Genomic DNA, 18,954 nt, shown 5'->3' on the forward strand with positions numbered 1-18,954 from the left:
CCGTCGGGGCGGAAGACGATCCGGCACCAGGGTCAGTAGGACCGACGGTGCCGGTGCGCCCGTTGACCTTCCGTGAACTGCTCGACGTACCGTTCGCACTGGTCCAGGCCAATATCGGGGCGCTGGTCCGGCTCGGGGCGGCGGGTCTGGTGCTGGCCGAGGTCTTCGTCATGGCCGTCACCGTGGGTGTTTCGACGCTCACCGAGGGCTCTGACGACGGCATTCGGTGGGCCGCGGTCCTGTCCACTGTGCTTGCCGCGTGGGCGCTGCGCTTCCTGCTCCGCGGGGCGACCGTCGCGCTGGGGCTGGCCGATGTCGCCGGGCGGCGGATCACATGGCGGGCCGCGCTGGACCGCATGGGGTCATCCGGGCAGCCGATGGTGCTGTTCGAACTGCCCTACACGCTGATCTGGACCGCCACCTTCCTGGCTTTCGCATTACTGCTCGACGCCGTCCCCGCGCTCGGATGGAGCTTGCTGGTGCTGCTCGCGCTGTTCGGTCTGCCCTTCATCGGCCGGTGGCGCGCCCGGCAGTATGTCGGCGTGCCGGTGATCTTCGCCGAGCGGGCCGATCGGGCCACGGCCGCCGGGCGCACCAAACTGCTTGTCGCCGGTAAGGAATGGTCGCTCACCGGTGTGTGGCTGGCCCATCGCGGGCTGTTGCTCCTGCTGATGCTGCCGCTGCTCGGCCTGGCGCTGTTCATCACCGACTTCTCCGGAACCCGGATGTGGACGGTGGTCACGCTGGTCACCTCGGTGACGCTGCTGTTCCTGGCCTTCGGCGAGATGGTGGAGTCGGCGACCCGGGTGGTCGCCTACCTCGACGTGCGCTGCCGCCGCGAAGGTCTCGACATCCGCATCCCGGAGCAGGTCCGATGAACGAATCCGCGCACCACGATTCCCCCGAGCTCGAGTTCTGGCGGCCGCCGGACGAAACGCCCGCCCCCGAGATCGCGCCGCTGGGCCCGGCCGCCCAGCATCGCGGCGCGGCCGACGCCGCCGCCGCGAACCACGACTACGACCGCGCGCTGCGCGAACGCTTCCGAGCGATGGTGCGCGGCCTGGAGCAGGGCGGCGTGCTCGAGGTCCGGCGTTCGCGCACCGCGGACGAAACGGCCCAGGACGTCTCGGGCGCGCTCCCGGTCGAGGTGATCACCGAGATCCAGCCCGCGGCACACAGTTTCGACGAGGTCGTCTACGGCGGCCGCCGCGCCACCGCGGACGAATACCGGCGGCTGGATTCGGCCGACCGGTACTCCCAAGCCGCCCCGCCGCCCAAGAACGGCCCGAAGGAAACCGATCCGGTCGAGGTCGACGCACGCAAGCGCGGCGACCTACCCGCGGTGCCCGCGCTGCTGCGGAACCCGAAATTCTGGGCGGGCGTATTGGCTTCGATCGCGCTGGGCTTGGTCCTGTGGGGCGCGCTCAACGCGCTCGGCACCCCGCCCGCGCCGAAACCGCCGCAACAGCCCGACCTGCCGCCACCACCGAAGCGGCCCAAGGACGACGACACCTGCTGGCTCTTCTGCTCCGGCGAGGATTCGATCTTCACCCGCCTGCCCTCGTGGCTGGCGTTCGGCGGTCTGCAGTTCCTGATCGCCGGGGCCGCGCTGGCCTGGTGGCGGGCCCGCCGCCGCGGCGCGCTGGTACGCGAACCGCGCCCGGTGGAGGTCGCCGCGAACGAGCTGCTGGCCGGCCAGTCCGCGCTGTACCGCCGCTCCGGCGACCACGAATACGTCGCGGCGAAACTGCGCGCCGCCACCCTGCGCCGGGTCCGGCCCGTCCTGGGCGTCCCCGCGGACGCGCGACCAGAGCAGATCGTCGCCGCCGTCAGCGCACGGACCGGCACCGATCAGCACGTGGTCGGCACCGCGCTCTACGGGCCCGTGCCCGACACCGACACGCTGCGTATCGTCGCCGCGGTGCTCGACCTGATCGAGTCCGATACGCCGAACAGCACACCGGCCGGCGCCGCCGCCGGACCCAGAGGAGGGGACCGATGACCCAGACCGACACCACCCACACCCCCACCGCCGCGGAGGCCGTGCAGGCCTTCGCCGCGCTGCGGACCGAGATCGGCAAGGCGGTCGTCGGCAACGATCAGGCCGTCATGTATCTGGTGCTCGCGCTGCTGTGCCGCGGGCACGTGCTGCTCGAGGGTGTGCCCGGTGTCGCGAAGACCCTGCTGGTGCGGGCGCTGGCGACGGCCTTGGATCTGGAGCACTCCCGGGTGCAGTTCACCCCCGACCTGATGCCGGGCGATGTCACCGGTTCCCAGATCTACGACCCGCATTCGGCCGAGTTCACCTTCCGGCACGGTCCGGTCTTCACCAATCTGCTGCTCGCCGACGAGATCAACCGCACGCCCCCGAAAACGCAGTCGGCGCTGCTGGAATCGATGGAGGAGCGCCAGGTTTCGGTGGACGGCAAGCCGCGGCTGCTGCCCGACCCGTTCGTGGTGATCGCCACCCAGAACCCGATCGAGCAGGAGGGCACCTATCCGCTGCCGGAGGCGCAGCTGGACCGGTTCCTGTTCAAGGTCGACATCCAATTGCCCGGCCGGGACGACGAATTCCGCATTCTGCAGCGCCACGCCGCCGGCTTCGATCCGCGCGACCTGACCGCGGCCGGGCTGCGCCCGGTGGCCGGGCCCGCGCACATCAGCGCCGGGCGGGCGGCGGTCGCGCAGGTGACGATCAGCCCCGAAGTGCTGGCGTACACGGTGGATCTGTGCCGGGCCACCCGCAACTCCCCCGCCGTGCAGCACGGCGCCTCCACCCGCGGCGCGACCGCGCTGATGGCGGCCGCGCGCGCCTTCGCCTGGTTGAACGGCCGCGCGTTCACCACCCCGGACGACGTGAAATACGTGGCTACCGCGGTACTCCGGCACCGGCTGCAGCTGAAGCCGGAAGCCGAACTGGACGGCGTGACGACCGAGGGCGTGCTCTCGTCGCTGCTGCTGTCGGTCCCGGTTCCGGTGTAGCCGTGGTCGTCACCGGACGGCTGGCGGCCGTCGCGGCGCTGGGTGCGGTGCTGGTCGCCGCCCTATTGCACGGCTGGGGCGGGATCATCTTCGTGACCTCGATCCTGGGCTGGCTGCTGTTGATCGATATGGGGTGGGTGGCGCGAGCGCGCGAGGTGACGCTGACGCGCGAACCGCTCACCGTGGTGCGCTTGGATCGCAGCGCCGAGGTGGAACTCGTGGTCACCAACACCGGGAACCGCACCGTGCGTGGCTATCTGTGGGACGACTGGCCCGACAGCGCCCGCACCCGCAACCGCGCGCACCGAATCCACTTGGCGCCCAACACGATGGTGCGGCTGCGCACCACCCTCACGCCCACCTATCGCGGTGACCGCGTCGCGGGCCCGGTGACGCTGCGGCTGCTCGGTCCACTCGGGTTGGCGGGCCGGCAGACTCGCCGCACGGTACCCGCGCGGGTGCGGGCGCTGCCGCCGTTCCGCAGTGAACGGCTGATGCGCTCGAAGGTGAAGCGGTTGCAGCATCTGGAGGGCCGCAATGTCGCCAACACCCGCGGGCAGGGCACCGAATTCGATTCCTTCCGTGAGTATGTCGCCGGTGACGACGTGCGGTCCATCGATTGGCGGGTGACCGCGCGCGCGACCGACGTGCTGGTGCGGACCTGGCGGCCGGAACGCAACCGGCACGTCATGATGTTGCTGGACACCGGCCGGATCAGCGCGGGCCGGGTCGGCGAGGGCACCAGGCTGGACGCGAGCATCGAGGCCGCCCTGCTGCTCGGCGGGATCGCCGGAGCCGCCGGTGATTCGGTCGATCTGCTCGCCTACGACCGGCAGGTCCGCGCCGAGGTGCGCGGCATCGGCGGAAATCGCTTGCAGCTCAAGCTGATGCACGCGCTGGCCGGTGTGACGCCCGCCCTGGTCGACACCGATGCCCCCGGTCTGGTGCGCGCCGTGATCCAGCGGGCGCGCCGGCGCAGCCTGGTCGTCTGGTTCACCACGCTGGACGGCGCGGCGGTCGAGGAGAACCTGCTTCCGGTGCTGCCGGTACTGGCCGTACGGCATCGGGTCCTGATTGTCTCGGTCACCGACCCGGACATCGCCGCGGCCGCCGTCCGGCGCGACCGTCTCGACGACCTCTACACCGCGGCGGCAGCCGAATCCATCCTGGCCGAGCGTGCGCTGGTGCAGGAATCCCTGCGGCGCATGGGTATCGCCGTGGTGTCCGCTCCCCCGGACCGGCTGCCCGAAGCGCTCGCCGACGAGTACCTCGAACTGAAGCAGTCCGGCTCCCTGTGAACCCCACTGTCCCAGTTGGCGATTTCCCGCATATTTAGAACCGGTTCCAGTTAGATTCTCGGGGCAGACCTGACTGGAGGCCCCCTGATGCGCGCGCTGTTCCGACGCTCACCGAAATCACTGCTGATCATCGCGGCGCTGGCCGCGCTGTGGACCGCGGCGAGCGCACCCGCCCAGGCCGAACTGCCGGTGGATTACAACTTCTTCGCCGGCATCCCGCACGAGCTGACCAATCCGAACGGGTCACTGCCCGGGGCCAACGACTGGTCCTGCCGTCCCTCCGCCGCGCACCCCAATCCCGTTGTGCTGGTGCACGGTACGGCCGGGGGCGGCCAGACCAACTGGGGCGCCTACGCGCCGCTGCTCGCCAACGAGGGCTACTGCGTCTACTCCCTCACCTACGGCGCGCTCGCCGTGCCCTGGCCGCTCAACCAGCTCGGCGGCATGAGCCCGATCCCCGAAAGCGCCGCCCAGGTCGGCGCTTTCATCGATCGCGTCCGGGCCGCCACGGGTGCCGAACGGGTCGACATCGTCGCCCACTCCCAGGGCAACTTCGTCGGCAATTACTACATCAAGCGCCTGGGCGGCTCCGGCAAGGTCGACAAGTTCGTCGGCATCGCCCCGCCCTGGCTCGGCATCTGGGAAGACGGCACCGACCTCATCCGCGCCTTCGGCCGCGCCCTGGGCGCACCCGCCGTCGCCGTCGACTCCATGCTCACCCTGGGCGTGTGCCAAGCCTGCCCCGCCATGCTCGGCGGCTCCGCCTTCCTGGCCGCCTTGAACGCCGACGGCGTCTACGACTCGACCGTCACCTACACCAATATCGCCACCCGCTACGACGAAGCCGTCATGCCGTACACCGTCGGCCTCGTTCCGGGCCCGAACGCCACCAACATCACCGTCCAGGACGGCTGCGAATCCGACTTCTCCGAGCACGCGGGCATCGCCGGCAGCCCCCGCGCCGCCGCCTTCGCCCTCAACGCCCTCGACCCAGCCCACCCACGCCCGGTCCCCTGCGAGTTCATCCCGCCGTTCACCGGCTAGCCGGATCGGCTCAGGCCGGGTGGCCGATAGAATGTCGTCGTGACGGGCTGGTCTACCGAGCTCCCGGAAGAACTCTTGCTGGCTCGGGAACTGCTGTGGGACGGGCGAATCTGCACCGCTCCGACTGCGGAACCCGAGAGTGCGCAGTACGGCGGATTTGCGTTCTCCGTCGACGGCGCGCCGATTCGGTTTCGGATCGCGAAAACGACGCCCAAGAAGCCGGGACAGTTCGTCACGATCTGGCAGCGCTCGACTGACGGTCCGATTCGGCCGTTCGACGTCGAGGATCAGGTTCGATACTTCGTCATCAGCGTCGGCGACAGCGCGAATCATGGGTACTTCGTATTCCCGCTGGCCGCGCTGGTGCAGCGAGACATTGTGTCGCGCAATGGCATTGGGGGAAAGCGCGGATTCCGCCTCTACCCGCCGTGGGTCTCGGCGACAAGCGATCAGGCTCGGCGATCGCAGTCCTGGCAGCTCGAGTTCTATGTCGCGAGCTAGCCGGTGCGCACCAGGCTGGGGCCTGCCGGGGTGAGGGCCCGACGCTGACGTTCGGCGATGATCGCGCCGAGAATCTGGACCGGCGGATAGTTCGCGGGCGCGGTGACCTGGAGACGGGTGCAGACGGCAGACACGAGCTGCTGGCCGAGGCCGGATTGCGCCGCGGGGGTGAGGGTGCGCAGGCGGGTCAGATATTGCCGGATCGCGAGGGCGAGGTCCTCGGGGATACCGGTGAGGTCGAGCTGACCGACCCAGCCCGCCAGCCACGGCGGGGGCAGGGCCAGCGCCGGGCGGGGCAGCGGCTGCTGGGCGTGGACGACCACGGTGCCCGCGAGGACATCGCCGACGCGGCGCGCGTTCGGCGAGCAGATCGAGGTGATGACCGCGATCGCGCCGAACCCGCCGAAGATCCAGAAGTCGACGATGGCGCCGGCCAGACCGCGGGTGAGGGCGTGCCGGAAATCGATGGGACCGCCGTCGGTGCGGACCACGCGCAGACCGACCGCAAGCTTGCCGAGCGACCGGCCGCGGCTGAGGGTTTCGCAGGCGACCGGGTAGCCGACCAGTATCGCGACGACCGTGAGCAGCAGGATCGCGGCTTCCCAGGCGTCGCCGGGGTCCAGCGCCTCGAGGGTGAGGGCGACGATGATCAGCGCGACGAAGCCCAGCATCAACTGAACCAGCACGTCGACGAGGAACGCGGTGGCCCTGGTGGGGATCCGGGCGATCGGTAGCTCTAGCGAGACCGCTTCCCCGGTGGTGAATTCAGCCATGTGACTAGCATTCTTCCCATCGGCGGTATGGGAGGCAACCGAAATGGACGTGGACGCCTACAGCGTCATGCACCGGCGGTCCTGGGACCGCCTGGATCAGCTATCCCGGCGGGGGAAGCTCACCGGCGCGGAAGCGGAGGAACTGGTCGCGCTGTACCGGCGCACCTCACAGCAGCTGGCCCGGCTCCAGTCGCACAGTCCGGAGCCGGAGCTGATCGCCGGGCTCAGCGCGGTGCTGACTCGCGCGCGCGGCAAAGTGCTGAGCACCAAGTCCGATCCGTGGTCCGAGTTCGGCCGGTTCTGGACGCACGTGTTCCCGGCCGCGGTCTACCGGACCTGGGTCTGGTGGGCGACCGCGGGCGCGCTGTTCGTCCTGCTGACCGCCGGGATCGCGGAATGGGTGCGCGGGTCGGGCGCGGCGCGCGAGCTGTTCGGCATCCCGGCGGACAACACCGCGATCACCGCGCCCGGCGGCAAGTTCGAGACCTATTACACCGAGCATCCGAATGACGCGTTCGCCGCGCAGGTCTGGACGAACAACGCGTGGGTGAGCGCCATCTGCCTGTTCACCGGCGTGCTGATCCTGCCCGTGGTCTACATGCTCGTGATGAACGCGGTGAATGTCGGTGTCACCGCGGGCCTGATGGCCGAGGCGGGGCGGCTGGACGCGTTCTTCGGCTACATCCTGCCGCACGGGATGCTGGAGCTGACCGCGGTTTTCGTGGCCGGCGGCGCGGGGCTGAAGCTGGGCTGGACGTTGATCGATCCGGGCCGGCTGAGCCGGTTGGAGGCGGTGGCCAGGCAGGGCCGGGCGACGGCGACGATCGCGCTGGGCCTGGTGGCGGTGCTGTTCGTGTCCGGTCTGCTGGAAGGTTTCGTGACGCCGAGCGGGCTGCCGGGCTCGATGCGAATCGGCATCGGGTTCCTCGCGGAGGCCCTGTTTCTGGTGTATGTGTTCGGCCTGGGCCGGCGCGCCGCGCTCGCGGAGGACAGCAACCCGGTGCCGGAGAGCCTCGACAACCCTTGGCAGACAACGCCGAGCACACGCTGAGCGATACGGGGACGAAAGCGCGGCAGCAACGCCGGATCACGGCGTAGTCTCGGAACCCCCCATTTGAGTTCCGCTGACCGCAGCGAGTCCAGCTCAGCTGCGGTCAGCGTTGGCGTTAACTCTACACAATCGTTACCCCTACGCAACCCCCCGCACGGATGTCAAGCGTATTTAGCAGCTCTCCAGCAAACCCCGTTGACGGCAGCGTTTTTCACACCTCCAGCTATCCCGTGGCTGCCCCGCGCACAACGCCCGGAAGGGCCCTGAGCAGGTCGCTTTACTGGTTACGAATATCGATAACGCCAGTACATCCAAACGCGACAGCCGTTGCTAGATCGATTTGCCATCCACCTGCCAGGAGGGCTCGGCCTTCACGCGAAGGCTGTCTACCTGCGACTTCCGGGTTGCCGTTCGGATTGCTGGATTTAGCAAGATGAGAAAGCGACTTAAGGTTTGTTTATTGGGCAATTTGCAACATGCGCGCCTAGGGTTTGACCCCTGGACATACTCCAGACATGCTCATCCCACCGATAACCAGTTACAGAAACCTAGCGGCCGGTGCGGCGCGATCCACGGCGAACAGCAGCACAGCCGCAACTCCGGCAGCCGGTGTGATCTTCGCCTCAGCCGAGTTTCCGGGGCGAGCCAGTGGCCATAACCCAGAGTTCGGTCAGCGGCCGGATTCGGGCCGGTGAGCAGCTCCGTGAACACCATGGCCAGCACCGAGACAACTCACCTGTGGACAACCCATAAGCCATGCCGAATATGACACCGGACGACCCGCGATCCACAGACCGGGCCCGCACTGTGCACAGTTGCGCTGATCTACCGACCGAGCGCCGAAACCGGCCGCGACCAGCGCGCTAACGGGAGCGCGGCGCAGTTGCGCCAACACCGTGTACACAGCCTGTGCGGCACAGCGGTTTTCCTGCCCCGGCCTGAACCGCGCCGCCACAGCCAGCACAAACGCGGGTCACGGCCGACGGTTATCCACAATTTGACCCCAGCTATCCACAGGCTCGCGTACACCCGGCGAACGGCGCAAACCGGACCCGCCACAGCGCTTATGCGGCCGGGAAATCCGGCATCTCACCGGCGGTCCGTACGCCGAACCCGGTACCGGCGCTCTACCAGCGCTTTCCCGCTTCGGAGAGCCGAATTCCACAGGGCAGCCGCAGATATCCACAGGCCGCGCGCGAAAGCTCAGCTGATACGCAGGATTCCGGTGATCGTGCCTTGCAGCACGCGGCCGCCGGTGCTGATCAGCGGTGACATCTGCAGCGGATCGTCGACGATCGTGCCCGGCAGCGGCCGATTCGACCGCACCGCGCCGGTCTCGGGATCCAGCACCGTGAAGGCGTAACCGTCCAGGGGCGTGGTGATATTCAGCCCCACCCGGCTCACTGTGTAGAGATTGCCGTCGGCTGTGGACAGGTGGGGAACCGCGGCGCTGCGCACCGTGTTCTCCCAGACCGTGCGGCAACCGTTTTCGTCCACGTCGACCCGGGTCATCCCGCCGGTGAACGGCGCGCTCGCGGGCACCGCCGGCCCCGCGTCCGCCGGCACCGCGGGATACGGGTAGCCGTAGGTGCTCGCCACGAACAGCGACCGCCCGATCCCGATCGGCGAATTCTCGCTACCCGCACCGCCCTTGGTGAGAACCGGCTGCGAGCACACCAGCTCGCCGCCGCCGGAGCGGTACACCAGTGCGCGCACCTGATCGTCGGCGTTGTCGACGATCGTCAGATACTCCGCACCGGTTTCGGGCCCGAAATAGGTAGGCGTCGAACCGGTCCCCCAGCTGAGCTGGCCCGGCTTGCGCGCCGAGCCGCGCGCATAAGCGGCGCGCCAAAGGATTTCGGGCCGCCCGCTCGGGTCGGTGCGCAACTCGTAGAGCGCGTGCGTGGTCGCCACCGCGATCCGCCCGCTCGGCGCGGCCGAAATACTGTTTGCCACTTGCTCACCCGCGGGCAGCCCGAGGGTTGCTGCCACACCCGTGGGAGTCACCAGACCGACTACACCTTTACCGGTCGCGAACCAGACATTCCCCGACCAATCGGGCACCAGACCGGTCACGTTGTCGCCCACCGGAATCACGCCGGCGAGATCCGTGGAATTGTCCACGGTCAGGCGCCAGCGCCCGGATTCCCGGGAATGTCCTATGCGCAGCAGTTTTCGGTCGCCGTCCACGGCCACCAGACGATCGCTGTTGTCCAGGTACGCGTAAACCCCGCCGAGCAGACTGCCTTTCGCCAATTCGAGCGCGGCCAGCGAAGTGCCGATCGGACTGTTGCTCGCGGGATCGAGCAGATGCACCGTCGGTTTCTGTCCGACGATCGCGGTGCACAGCGCCACCACCAAGCCATCGGCCCCTTGCAGCAGCGTCGGGCAGGCCGAAGCCAGCGGATACGCGCCCACCGAAACCTGGCCCGCTCCCGGCCCGGCCAGCGGAGTCGCGTCCGACGAGCCCGCGTCGCCGTGCATCGTCGACGTACCCACCGGCCCGAGATGCGGGTTCGGCGGCGCCAGCGGCCCCCACTCGGCGGCCTGCGCCGAACCGGCCGGCGCGAGCGCCAGCGCACAGGCGGCGAGGAGAACAATCGGCGAACGCATACGGGTCAGCTTTCGAAGTCGAGTCGAGCACGTCCGTGCCGATCCAAGCGGATCGGCGCCTGCGGCAACAGTATTTGAACCGGCACCGTTCAATTCGTCCAAGCCGTTCACGTCCCCGGCTCCCTACGATGGACCACATGCCTGGTGTGCGCGCGAAAGTCCTGTCCACCCTTGCCGGTCAACTCGGCAACCCGCACGGTGTGCTGGGTAAGGGTGTGGCCTTCATCCTGAACCGCGGCAACAAAGGCCTGATCGAAGCCGCGGCCGACGCGGCCACCGGCACTACCGTCGCCGACATCGGTTTCGGCGGCGGGGTCGGCCTGGAACTCCTGCTCGCCCGCGACGGCGCGACCGTGCACGGCGTCGAGATCTCCCCGGACATGCTGGCCCGGGCGCGTTCGGCATTCGCGCGCGACATCGGCGCGGACCGCCTGCGGCTCAGCGAAGGATCGCTGACCGCGCTGCCGTTCGACGACGACAGCCTGGACGCCGCCATCACCGTCAACACCATCTATTTCGTGCCGGATCTGGACGCCGCCTGCCAGGAACTGGCCCGCGCCGTGCGCTCCGGGGGCAAGCTGGTGATCGGCATCGGCGACCCGGACGCGATGGCGAAAATGCCGTTCACCCCCTACGGATTCACGCTGCGCCCGGTCGCCGAGGTGAGCGCCGCGCTGGAACGCGCGGGCTGCACCGTCGAACACCGGCAGCTCCCGGGCCGCCCTGTTCCCTCGCATCTGCTGATCGCCACACCGAAGTGAGCTACATAGCCGCTCCGCCGTCGACGCGGATCTCGCACCCGGTCATGTAGCGGCCGTCGTCGGAGGCGACCATGGCGACCACGCCCGCGATGTCGTCGGGGCTGCCGAGCGCGCCCTCGTTGAGCCAGCCGGTCAAGCGGGCGAAGAGCTTCCAATCGGCGCCCTCGGGCTGATCCAGGATCGACTTGGTGGTGATGCCGGAGGTGATGCCGGCGGGCAGGATGTTCACCGCGCGCAGACCCTGCTTGGCGTATTCCAGCGCGATGGCGTGGGTGAAGGCGTTGACGCCGCCCTTGGACGCCGCGTACGCCGCGAGATACGGGGCGGCGTTGGTGGCCGCGGTGGAGGACAGGTTGACGACGACGCCGTGCCCGGAATCCAGCAGCGCGGGCAGCGCGGCCTGGGTCATCAGGAAGGTGCCGGTCAGGTTGATGGTGATGATCTGATTCCAGGCGTCCAGCGGCATCTCGTGCGTGCGGGCGGGCTTGAGGATGCCAGCCGCGTTCACCAGAACGTCCAGCCCGCCGAGGAATTCGAGTCCGGCCGCGACGCCCGCGGCGGCCGAGGCCGGGTCCGCGATGTTCACCTGAACGGTCCGCAGCCGCTCGGCGCCGTCGCCGGCTTTGTCCGCGGTGGTCTGCAAGCCGGCCTCGTCGATATCGGCGGCGATCAGCTGCGCCCCCTCGTCGAGCAGGCGCAGGGCGATGCCCTGTCCGATACCCGATCCCGCTCCGGTCACCAGCACTCGACGGCCCTCATATCTGCGCATGCCCCAAACTAGAACAGGTTCTCGCACGGAAGCAATAGAGACCGAAATCACCCTCCCACCTCCGCCGCCACGCCCGACAGGCCCCCCAACCCCCAAATCGACGACCAACTGAGCCACTTTCGAGACCCGCGCCCCGAGGAAGGGGGGTCCGGGGGGCGCAGCCCCTCCGGGGCGGGTTGTGGGGGCTCCGCCCCCACAACAATGACGAAACGAGAAAAGGCCCACGCTCTGTGTGAGCATGGGCCTCTTATCGAGTGAAGTGGGCGAAGGGGGACTTGAACCCCCACGTCCCGAAGGACACTGGCACCTGAAGCCAGCGCGTCTGCCATTCCGCCACTCGCCCGAGCGACTAGAAGAAGTTATCACGGGTGCGTCTCGGAAACGAAATCGCCTGTTCAGCGATACCGTTGGTGACTCCTGGGGGCGATGGGAACCCGCGACGGCTTCCAGGAGTTACAGGTGTGGACGATCGTGGATATCATGCAATGAACGTGGTCGACACACGACACGCCATACGCGCGTGTCGTTGTTATGAAATGGGCTATGACTCGGGGAAGACGTTCGACGAAGGGAGGCCGGGATGGGCATCGTTTCGCGATTCGAAGCTCGCCTGCGCGGCACCGTCGACGATGTCTTCGCTCGCGCCTTCGGTGGCAATGTCGTACCCAAGGAGGTGGAGGCGGCGCTGCAGCGCGAAGCCTCCGAGCACATCGAGGACGTGGGCGGCGGACATCTGCTGGCGCCGAACAGTTATGTGATCACCATCAACTCCTCCGATCACGGCAAACTCGACGCCGACCACACACTCACGACCCGTGCGTTCGCCAAACATCTCCAGGACTACATCCGCGATCAGGGGTGGCAGACCTACGGCGAAGTACACGTAGCGTTCGAGGCATCACCTACGCTGCACACCGGACAGTTCAGGGCACGCGGCCGGGTTGATCCCGACGCCGGCAGCGGAGCTACACCAGCTCACCGCCCGGAACCCTCGCCACAACGACCTGCAAACCCGCAACCAGGAGCTGGCCCCATGACGCAGAACTCTGGCTACGACCCGAGCCGTGAGCCCGCGGAGTCCGATCCACGCAATCGCGGGTACGCACCGCCGCCGGCGGGGCGGCCCAACCCGCCCAACGGCGCCTACCGCGAGGAGTACCGCGCACCCTACGAGGGTGGCGCCGACAACTACCGCGCGCCCGAGGGCCAGCAGGGTTACGGCGATTACCAGAACGGCTACGACTACCAGCAGCAGCAGGGCGGCCAGGCCGGCTATCAGGCGCCCGGTGGGTACCAGGCGCCCGGCGGTTACGAGGAACCCGGCTACGGCCAGGGCGCTGCCGGGTACGGCCAGCAAGGTTATGGCGAACAGGGTTACGGCCAGGCGCCGGCCGGGTACCAGGAGCCGGGCTACGGCCAGGGCGGCGCCGGTTACCAGCAGCCTGGCTACGGCCAGCAGGGCTACGGGCAGGCGCCCGGCTACGGCGAACCGGGGTACGCGGAGCAGGGCTACGGCCAGCCCGGATACGGCCAGCAGCAGGGCTATGGCCAGCAGGGATACGCCGAACCCGGTTACGGCGAACAGGGTTACGCCGAGGAGCAGGGCGGCTACGGCCAGGCCTACTCGCAACAGGCCGGCTACGGCGCCCAGCCCGGCTACTCCGCCCCCGCGCCGTATGCCGGTGCGGCCCCGGCCGGTTCGGGTTACTCGGCCACTCTGCAGCTGGATGACGGCAGCGGCCGCACCTACCAGCTACGGGAGGGCAGCAACATCATCGGCCGCGGCCAGGACGCGCATTTCCGCCTGCCCGACACCGGCGTCTCGCGCCGCCACATCGAGGTGCGCTGGGACGGCCAGACCGCGATGCTCTCGGATCTGGGCTCCACCAACGGAACCCTGGTCAACGGCTCGCCGGTGCAGGATTGGCAGCTGGCCGACGGTGATGTCATCCGCGCCGGGCATTCCGAGATCCTGATCCGAATCGTCTGATCCCGTAAGCTCGCGTCCAGGTCACGACATGACGTGTGCACGACATCGCCAACAGCGGTTCTGCGGTCGTATCGTGATCGAAATCGACTGACGGCCCTATGATGCTGCCAACGCGCGGCACCGTCATGGGGCCGGGCAAGACCAGCAGGCCGGGTGGGGGCGAACCAGCACCTACGCGGCGGCACCGACAGATACACGGTCGAACAGGAGGTGGAACGCCGTGCAGGGATTGATCCTGCAGTTGACCCGAGCGGGGTTCCTCTTGCTGTTGTGGTTGTTCGTCTGGGCGGTTCTGCGGACCTTGCGCAGCGACATCTACGCGGCCTCCGGCATTCGGATCCAGCCCAGGGCCGCACGCGGTTCCGCGGTGCTGCCGTCCTTCAGCCGCGGCCAGAAGGGCGCCAAATATCTTGTGGTGACTCAAGGTTCACTCGCCGGCACGCGCATCACGCTCGGCACCCAACCGGTGCTGATCGGGCGCGCGGATGATTCCACGCTGGTACTCACCGATGATTACGCCTCCACCAGGCATGCGCGACTTTCTCCACGCGGTGACGACTGGTACGTCGAAGACCTCGGCTCCACCAATGGCACCTATCTCGACCGCGGGAAAGTCACCACCGCCGTCCGTGTTCCGCTCGGCACTCCGGTTCGTGTCGGCAAGACAGTGATCGAGCTCCGATCGTGACACTTGTTCTCCGCTACGCAGCGCGCAGCGACCGCGGCCTCGTGCGAGGCAACAACGAGGATTCCGTCTACGCGGGCGCCCGTCTGCTCGCGTTGGCCGACGGCATGGGCGGCCATGCCGCCGGTGAAGTCGCCTCCCAGTTGATGATCGCCGCACTGGCCCATCTCGACGACGACGAGCCCGGCACCGACCTGCTCGGCAAACTCGACCACGCGATCCACGAAGGCAACGCCGCGATCGCCGATCAGGTCGAGGAGGAGCCCGAGCTCGACGGCATGGGCACCACCCTGACCGCGATCCTGTTCGCGGGCAGCAAACTCGGCCTCGCCCATATCGGCGACTCCCGCGCGTATCTGCTGCGCGGTGGCGAGCTGGCCCAGATCACCAGAGATGACACGTTCGTCCAGTCGCTGGTGGACGAGGGCCGGATCACCCCGGAGCAGGCGCACACTCATCCACAGCGCTCCCTGATCATGCGCGCGCTCACCGGCAACGAGATCGAGCCGACGCTGATCATGCGGGAGGCCCGCGCGGGCGACCGCTATCTGCTCTGCTCCGACGGTCTCTCCGACGTGGTGAGCGACGAGACGATCGCGAACACCCTGCGCGAGGGCAGCACCGACGAATGCGCCGACCGGCTCATCGAATTGGCGTTGCGCAGCGGCGGTCCGGACAACGTCACCGTGGTCGTCGCCGATGTCATCGATCTCGATTACGGGCAGAGTCATCCGATCGTGGCGGGCGCCGCCTCCGGTCAGGACGAGGACACTCCCCCGCCGAATACCGCGGCCGGCCGCGCCGCCGCGATGCGCCCCCCGCGGGCCGCCCCGCCCCGCCGGGCGTCCGCCAGTCCGGAACCCGAGCCGCCGGGGAAATCGCACAAGCTGCGCTGGATTCTGCTGTCGCTGGGCCTGGTGCTCGCGATCGGCGTCGGCCTGCTGGTCGGCTACAAGATGGTGCGCAACAACTACTACGTGGCCGCTGAAGGCGGCAATGTGGTGATCCTGCGCGGACTTCCGGGTTCGATACTCGGCTATTCGATTCACGAGGTCGACACCATCGGCTGCGTGAGCAAGACCGGTGAGCTCACCATCCTGAAGACCGGCACCACGCTGCCCGCCGGCTGCCGGGCGCTCGAGGTCGAGGACCTCACCCAGACCGGACGCAACCAGGTCAATCAGGGTCTGCCGCCGGGTTCGCTCAACGACGCCGAGAGCCAGATGCGGCGCCTGGCCTCCCAGCAGCTGCTGCCGGTGTGCGCGCCCAAGGAATCGGTGCAGCAGCCCGGCGTCGTGCCGTCCACCTCGAACGAGCCGGTCCCGCCCGGCGCCCCGACCACCACGCCGAACCCGGTCGCGACCACTACCGCGCCGGCGCCGCCGACGACCGAAGCGCCTCCTGGGGACACCCGGGGTACCGACCTCAAGACACCGACGAAGGTGGAACCCACCGCGCCGACGTCCACGTCGGCGACCCCCCAGACGCCGGGGGAGAACTGCCGGGTGACGGACTGATGTCCGCACCGGCACCGCCGTCCGCTGGGGCCTACCCCAGTCCGCCTGGCGGCTTCGCGCCCGCGCCGCCGCCGTCCACCCGGCGGAATGTGGAACTGCTGCTGCTGGCGTTCGCGGCCCTGCTGACGACGGTGTCGCTGTTCCTGGTGGAAGCCAGCCAGGAGCAGTCGATCACCTGGGACATCGCCAAGTACGGCGCGGCCTACCTCGGCCTGTTCGGGGTGGCCCACCTGGCGGTGCGCCGGTTCGCGCCGTTCGCCGACCCGCTGCTGCTGCCGATTGTCGCGGTGCTCAACGGGATCGGGCTGGTGCTGATCCATCGGCTGGATCTCGGTGCGGCAGAGAACGCCCGCTACAACTCGTGGACGATCCCCTCCCCTGACGCCAGCCCCCAGATCATGTGGACCGCGCTCGGCACCATCGGGTTCATCGCGGTGCTCGCAATCCTGCGCGATTACCGCACGCTGGCCCGCTACAGCTACACCCTCGGCCTGATCGGCCTGGTCGCCCTGATGATTCCGGCGCTGCTGCCCAGCGCGTACTCGGAGACCAACGGCGCCAAGATCTGGATCCGGTTGCCCGGCTTCAGCGTTCAGCCCGGTGAGTTCTCCAAGATCCTGCTGATCATCTTCTTCGCCTCGGTGCTGGTGGCCAAGCGCGATCTGTTCACCACCGCCGGGCGGCACATGCTGGGCATGGAGTTCCCGCGGGCCCGCGACCTGGGCCCGATCCTCGCGGTGTGGATCGTCTGCATCGGCGTACTGGTCCTGGAAAAGGATCTCGGCACCTCGCTGTTGATCTTCTCCACCGTGCTGGTGATGCTCTACATCGCGACCGAGCGGGTGGGCTGGCTGATCATCGGCGGCGGTCTGCTCGCCATCGGATTCGTCTTCGCCTACAACGCCTTCGGTCACGTCCGGGTGCGCGGGCACACCTGGCTGGATCCGTTCTCGGACTACAACAACACCGGCTACCAGATCTCCCAGTCGATGTTCGGCCTGGCCACCGGCGGGCTGGCCGGCACCGGCCTGGGCAACGGCCGGCCCAACCAGGTGCCCTTCGCCAAGACCGACTTCATCGTCACCACCATCGGCGAGGAACTCGGCCTGATCGGGCTCACCGCCGTGCTGCTGCTGTTCCTGGTGTTCATCGTGCGCGGTCTGCGCACCGCCCTGGCCGTGCGGGACAGCTTCGGCAAGCTGCTCGCCGCCGGGCTGGCCTTCACCATGGCGATCCAGCTGTTCGTGGTGGTCGGCGGCGTCACCAAACTGATTCCGCTGACCGGCCTCACCACCCCGTTCATGTCCTACGGCGGTTCCTCGCTGCTGGCGAACTATCTGCTGCTGGCCCTGCTGATCAAGATCTCCGACGCGGCCCGCGCTCCGGCGCCGGCCCGGAAGAAGGAACCCGCGGCCCCTCTCGCCGATGCCCCGACCGAGCTGTTCCGCAAGGATGCGAGGCCGCAGGAATGAACACTCCACTACGGCGGGTCGCCGTCGCGGTAATGCTGATGATCGTCGCGCTGATCATCAACGCCACCTACGTGCAGGTGTCCATCGGCCCGTTCGGGAAGGCCGACAGCCTGCGCCACGATCCGCGCAACTCGCGGGTGCTGCTGGACGAGTACTCGCGTCAGCGCGGCCAGATCTCGGCCAGCGGCACCGTGCTGGCCAGTTCGGTCGCCACCGACGACCGCTACAAGTACCTGCGCACCTACCCGACCGACCCGGACGCCTACGCCCCGGTCACCGGCTTCTACTCGATGCAGTACGGCAGCAACGGCCTGGAGAAGGCCGAGGATTCGGTGCTCAACGGCTCCGACAGCCAGCTGTTCGGGCGCCGGCTCATCGACATGGTCTCCGGTCGCGACCCGCGCGGCGCGAACGTGCTCACCACGCTCAATCCGGTGATGCAGAAAGTGGCCTACGACCAGCTGACCGCCAAGGGCTACACCGGCTCCGTGGTCGCGATCGAGCCCAGCACCGGCAAGATCCTCACCATGGTCTCCACGCCCAGCTACGACCCGAACCTGTTGTCCGGGCACGACGGCGCGCGCGGCACCCAGTCCTGGGAGGAGCTGAGCCGGGACAAGTCCAAGCCGATGCTCAATCGCGCGGTCTCCCAGACCTATCCGCCCGGGTCCACGTTCAAGGTGGTGACCACCGCGGCGGCGCTGCAGGACGGCATCGCGACTCCGGACGACCAGTTCACCGCCGCCAGCCAGATCGAACTGCCCGGCACCAGGACCACGCTGGAGAACTACAACGGCTCGCACTGCGGCAGCGGCAGCACCGCCTCGCTGTACGACGCGTTCCGGTTGTCCTGCAACACCGCCTTCGCCGAGCTCAGCCAGAAGATCGGCGCGTCCAACCTCAAGGACGCGGCCGCCGCGTTCGGCGTCGGCCCGAGCCGCGGCATCCCGATCCCGGTCGCCGAGTCCACCGTGGGTTCCATTCCCGACAACGCGGCGCTGGCGCAGAGCAGCATCGGGCAGCGCGACGTGGCCTTGACGCCGCTGGAGAACGCCGTCATCGCGGCCACCGTCGCCAACGGCGGCGTCCGGATGGAGCCCTACCTGGTCGATTCGCTGCAAGCGCCGGATCTGAGCGAGCTGTCCAAGACCAAGCCGGTCTCGGTCGGCCAGGCCGTGAGCGCTCCGGTCGCCTCCCAGCTGACCAGCATGATGATCGCCTCGGAACAGAACACCGCGGGCGGTCAGCAGAACCGCGGATACACCATCGCGTCCAAGACCGGAACCGCCGAGCACGGCGAGAATCCGCGCAACACGCCGCCCCACGCCTGGTACATCGCCTTCGCCCCCGCGCAGAACCCGACCATCGCCATCGCGGTGATCGTGGAGAGCGGTGGCGACCGGGCGCTGGCCGCCACCGGCGGTTCCGTGGCGGCGCCGATCGCGAGGGCCGTGCTGGACGCCGGTCTGCGAGGGGGCTGAACGATATGACTGTGCGA

General features: G+C 68.6%; 16 protein-coding genes and 1 tRNA gene. 13 read left to right on the forward strand and 4 right to left on the reverse strand.

Features of this window, described 5'->3' with window-relative positions:
• Window positions 1–47: 47 nt before the first annotated feature.
• The 6 genes from AB0M14_RS05830 (at window position 48) to AB0M14_RS05855 (ending at window position 5,825) form a co-directional block, all read left to right on the forward strand.
• Window positions 48–878 carry a hypothetical protein gene (locus AB0M14_RS05830; protein ID WP_364989230.1) on the forward strand — a complete coding sequence of 277 codons (831 nt, stop codon included), beginning with the start codon at window positions 48–50 and terminating at the stop codon, window positions 876–878.
• Complete coding sequence (locus AB0M14_RS05835) at window positions 875–2,002, forward strand: DUF4129 domain-containing protein (protein WP_364989232.1); 1,128 nt, start codon at window positions 875–877, stop codon at window positions 2,000–2,002. Before AB0M14_RS05830 ends, AB0M14_RS05835 begins: the two co-directional genes overlap by 4 nt.
• Window positions 1,999–2,982, forward strand: a complete 984-nt coding sequence (locus AB0M14_RS05840) for a MoxR family ATPase (protein WP_364989234.1) — start codon at window positions 1,999–2,001, stop codon at window positions 2,980–2,982. Before AB0M14_RS05835 ends, AB0M14_RS05840 begins: the two co-directional genes overlap by 4 nt.
• Window positions 2,983–2,984: 2 nt before the next feature.
• On the forward strand, window positions 2,985–4,280 hold the full coding sequence (locus AB0M14_RS05845; protein WP_364989236.1) for a DUF58 domain-containing protein: 1,296 nt from the start codon (window positions 2,985–2,987) through the stop codon (window positions 4,278–4,280).
• Between the two features lie 87 nt (window positions 4,281–4,367).
• Window positions 4,368–5,324: a lipase gene (locus AB0M14_RS05850; protein WP_364989238.1), complete on the forward strand. Its 957-nt coding sequence runs from the start codon at window positions 4,368–4,370 to the stop codon at window positions 5,322–5,324.
• Between the two features lie 39 nt (window positions 5,325–5,363).
• Window positions 5,364–5,825, forward strand: a complete 462-nt coding sequence (locus AB0M14_RS05855) for a MepB family protein (RefSeq protein WP_364989241.1) — start codon at window positions 5,364–5,366, stop codon at window positions 5,823–5,825.
• Here AB0M14_RS05855 and AB0M14_RS05860 read toward each other — a convergent pair.
• Window positions 5,822–6,598, reverse strand: coding sequence for an RDD family protein (locus AB0M14_RS05860; RefSeq protein WP_364989243.1), 777 nt, complete (start codon window positions 6,596–6,598; stop codon window positions 5,822–5,824). The genes AB0M14_RS05855 and AB0M14_RS05860 overlap by 4 nt on opposite strands.
• Before the next feature lie 43 nt (window positions 6,599–6,641).
• On the opposite strand from AB0M14_RS05860, the gene AB0M14_RS05865 reads away from it, so the two are divergent.
• Entirely contained in the window at window positions 6,642–7,649 is a 1,008-nt protein-coding gene (locus AB0M14_RS05865) for a stage II sporulation protein M (RefSeq protein WP_364989246.1), read from the forward strand.
• A gap of 1,203 nt (window positions 7,650–8,852) precedes the next feature.
• Here the strand turns inward: AB0M14_RS05865 and AB0M14_RS05870 are convergent.
• Complete coding sequence (locus tag AB0M14_RS05870; RefSeq protein WP_364989248.1) at window positions 8,853–10,262, reverse strand: hypothetical protein; 1,410 nt, start codon at window positions 10,260–10,262, stop codon at window positions 8,853–8,855.
• Window positions 10,263–10,399: 137 nt separating this feature from the next.
• Between AB0M14_RS05870 and AB0M14_RS05875 the strand changes: the two genes are divergently transcribed.
• On the forward strand, window positions 10,400–11,023 hold the full coding sequence (locus AB0M14_RS05875) for a class I SAM-dependent methyltransferase (RefSeq protein ID WP_364989251.1): 624 nt from the start codon (window positions 10,400–10,402) through the stop codon (window positions 11,021–11,023).
• 1 nt (window position 11,024) lies between these two features.
• Here the strand turns inward: AB0M14_RS05875 and AB0M14_RS05880 are convergent, their stop codons facing one another.
• Window positions 11,025–11,792: an SDR family oxidoreductase gene (locus AB0M14_RS05880; protein ID WP_364989253.1), complete on the reverse strand. Its 768-nt coding sequence runs from the start codon at window positions 11,790–11,792 to the stop codon at window positions 11,025–11,027.
• 260 nt (window positions 11,793–12,052) lie between these two features.
• Window positions 12,053–12,135 (reverse strand) — tRNA-Leu (locus AB0M14_RS05885).
• 237 nt (window positions 12,136–12,372) lie between these two features.
• Between AB0M14_RS05885 and AB0M14_RS05890 the strand changes: the two genes are divergently transcribed.
• The 5 genes from AB0M14_RS05890 to AB0M14_RS05910 all read left to right on the forward strand — a co-directional run bounded on the left by AB0M14_RS05890 (window position 12,373) and on the right by AB0M14_RS05910 (window position 18,937).
• Complete coding sequence (locus AB0M14_RS05890; protein WP_364989256.1) at window positions 12,373–13,782, forward strand: DUF3662 and FHA domain-containing protein; 1,410 nt, start codon at window positions 12,373–12,375, stop codon at window positions 13,780–13,782.
• Window positions 13,783–14,002: 220 nt separating this feature from the next.
• Window positions 14,003–14,470 (forward strand): FHA domain-containing protein, encoded by a 468-nt coding sequence (locus AB0M14_RS05895; RefSeq protein ID WP_194816648.1) that lies wholly within the window; start codon window positions 14,003–14,005, stop codon window positions 14,468–14,470.
• On the forward strand, window positions 14,467–15,984 hold the full coding sequence (locus tag AB0M14_RS05900; protein ID WP_364989259.1) for a PP2C family serine/threonine-protein phosphatase: 1,518 nt from the start codon (window positions 14,467–14,469) through the stop codon (window positions 15,982–15,984). The genes AB0M14_RS05895 and AB0M14_RS05900 overlap by 4 nt, the downstream gene beginning before the upstream one ends.
• Complete coding sequence (locus tag AB0M14_RS05905) at window positions 15,984–17,456, forward strand: FtsW/RodA/SpoVE family cell cycle protein (protein WP_364989262.1); 1,473 nt, start codon at window positions 15,984–15,986, stop codon at window positions 17,454–17,456. The genes AB0M14_RS05900 and AB0M14_RS05905 overlap by 1 nt, the downstream gene beginning before the upstream one ends.
• On the forward strand, window positions 17,453–18,937 hold the full coding sequence (locus tag AB0M14_RS05910) for a penicillin-binding protein 2 (protein WP_364989264.1): 1,485 nt from the start codon (window positions 17,453–17,455) through the stop codon (window positions 18,935–18,937). Before AB0M14_RS05905 ends, AB0M14_RS05910 begins: the two co-directional genes overlap by 4 nt.
• Window positions 18,938–18,954 lie beyond the last annotated feature (17 nt).

The organism is Nocardia sp. NPDC051832, assembly GCF_040681285.1.
Lineage (GTDB): Bacteria > Actinomycetota > Actinomycetes > Mycobacteriales > Mycobacteriaceae > Nocardia.